General features: G+C 49.2%; 4 protein-coding genes. 3 read left to right on the top strand and 1 reads right to left on the bottom strand.

Going from position 1 to position 1969, the window contains the following annotated elements; genetic code table 11:
* The coding region (locus A1332_RS01710; protein WP_157203916.1) for a hypothetical protein at nucleotides 1-200 on the bottom strand (200 nt) is incomplete at its 3' end.
* 438 nt (nucleotides 201-638) lie between these two features.
* On the opposite strand from A1332_RS01710, the gene A1332_RS01705 reads away from it, so the two are divergent.
* From A1332_RS01705 to A1332_RS01700, 3 genes are all read left to right on the top strand, one after another.
* Nucleotides 639-1130, top strand: a complete 492-nt coding sequence (locus tag A1332_RS01705) for a TlpA family protein disulfide reductase (RefSeq protein WP_064006852.1) — start codon at nucleotides 639-641, stop codon at nucleotides 1128-1130.
* Nucleotides 1131-1147: 17 nt separating this feature from the next.
* Nucleotides 1148-1372 (top strand): DUF4266 domain-containing protein, encoded by a 225-nt coding sequence (locus tag A1332_RS26410; RefSeq protein WP_081607889.1) that lies wholly within the window; start codon nucleotides 1148-1150, stop codon nucleotides 1370-1372.
* On the top strand, nucleotides 1341-1969 hold a 629-nt coding region (locus tag A1332_RS01700), incomplete at its 3' end, for a DUF3570 domain-containing protein (protein WP_157203915.1). The genes A1332_RS26410 and A1332_RS01700, both read left to right, overlap by 32 nt.

Genomic DNA, 1969 nt, shown 5'->3' with positions numbered 1-1969 from the left:
ACCACGCCCATCACAAAGCCGGACTCGGCATAGCAGTCGGCACAAACACCGGTTGCGGCAATATTGGCATGACCGCCGTAGGCCGCTTGATTCATGCCATCGAAGTTGAGGGTGGTGGTGGTAGTTGCCGCGGAAGCCGCACCTGAAACCGACGCCATGCCGGCAAGCAGTAATGCGCTGATTGTGCTTAACTGATTCATCTATCAAATCTCCTTTCTTGGGTTAATTTTAAAATTTGAAATTTGCTCTAACATCATCCTTTGACTTAAAAAATTTCAAAGAATTACTGAACGATTGACAACGCAATCGCCATTTCCTAACAATCCCCGTAAAAACTCTAAAGCAAAACCCAGACCATATTCCTTAACCCTTTAATAATCATAACGAAAAGCGTCGATCACCCCCTCAAAAACAACTCAGCAAGGATGCTAACAAAATGAACTATGTTAAATAACTCACGCATAGTGCTTGATATGCCCCGCACCACCCCTGCCAAGAATCAGCCCGTGGGCCTGAACACCACCCAAATCTCAATGACTTCTCGCTAAACCCAAGCACAACCCGCTTATCTGCCCACCAAATCTTAAATAGGTACGGTTCCTGCTTACAGGAATCAATTCCTATCCCCTTTGCAACTTATGAATAAAGCGCTTTTTTTCTTCCCGTTATTATTGCTTGGTAGTTTTTCCACAACCGCAGTTGAACTGGGCCAACCCGCTCCGGCATGTCCGGCCGTATTCTCAGAGACCAAACTATCAGTGGATCCAAGCAATTTCAAAGGCAAGGTGGTTTTACTGGATTTTTGGGCGACTTGGTGCCCTCCCTGCATCAAATCCATGCCTTTTTTCAATGGACTACACCAGGAACTGGGCAAGGACGGCTTTGAGGTGGTAGCGATTAATCTCGATGAAGACCGCGACACCGTGAGCCAATTTTTAACCGAGCATCAAGTGAATTACCCCATTGCCTTCGACCCGCAAGGCGAATGCCCGAAAATATATGACGTTAAAGCCATGCCCTCTTCTTACCTACTCGACAAATCCGGCATCGTTAGAAAAATCCATTTGGGCTTCCGCGAAGGCGATCAGGCACTTCTGAGAGAGCAAATCAAATCATTACTCAACCCGTAAGGGCTTTCAGAACAACAATGGACCAGTTGAATAGACTTTTTAAGGCGCTATTGATGTGCGGCATTTGTGCACTTGCAGGATGCGCCGAAGTTTCGCCCTGGGAAAGGGGCAATCTAGCTAAAAGAGATATGGCGCTTAATCCTAAACCGAACTTAAGCCATTTCCGCGACCATATTTTCACTAGCAAGGAAGCGTCTCAAGGCGGATTGAATGGCAGTGGTGGCGGCTGTGGCTGTAATTAACGATAAACACAAGGCGCTTGCCGCGCTGACTTCAGCCGCTCTGGCACTGCCAGGGCTCCAAGCCCAGGGAGCCACACCCGCTGCGCAAGCGGAAGCCAATTTTCAATACGGCCACTATCAGGAAAGCGATAATCGCATGGCGGTTGACGTCTATCACGCCGACTTTACCGTACCTTATAAGGACACGCTTGAGTTGTCGTTTAGCATAGACCGGGACACCTACAGCGGGGCAACGCCGGCATTTAGTATGCCGGCAGCCATGGCAAACCAGCTCAATTACGATGATGGCGTGTTAAGCCTGGTGGATATTGTCTCGGCCGCTTCGGCCGGGGTTAGCGCGGCAACACTCACCACCCCAGCCGGACTAAACAATTTTCAAGCTTTTAAGGATGTTTACGATCCAGGCCAAGCGCAAATTTTATCGACGATTAACGCCCTCAAAGATCAAGCAGGACTGTCAATTGCACCATCTCCCAGCAACGGCACACTAAATTTCGACGGCATGAGTCAAGCGGCTTATGGCGGCCATGCCAATATTGCCGCAACCGGCATATGCGCGGACTGCTATGCAGAGTCGGGCTTTGTGATGGGCGTGGT

It is taken from the genome of Methylomonas methanica, assembly GCF_001644035.1.
GTDB classification, from domain to species: domain Bacteria; phylum Pseudomonadota; class Gammaproteobacteria; order Methylococcales; family Methylomonadaceae; genus Methylomonas; species Methylomonas methanica_A.
The sequence above is the reverse complement of the archived record's forward strand: the minus strand, read 5'-3'. Positions and strand labels throughout refer to the sequence as shown.

Coding starts and splice junctions, on each gene's coding strand:
- A1332_RS26410 (WP_081607889.1), top strand. CDS start 1,148: ATGGACCAGTTGAATAGACTTTTTAAGGCGCTATTGATGTGCGGCATT.
- A1332_RS01705 (WP_064006852.1), top strand. CDS start 639: ATGAATAAAGCGCTTTTTTTCTTCCCGTTATTATTGCTTGGTAGTTTT.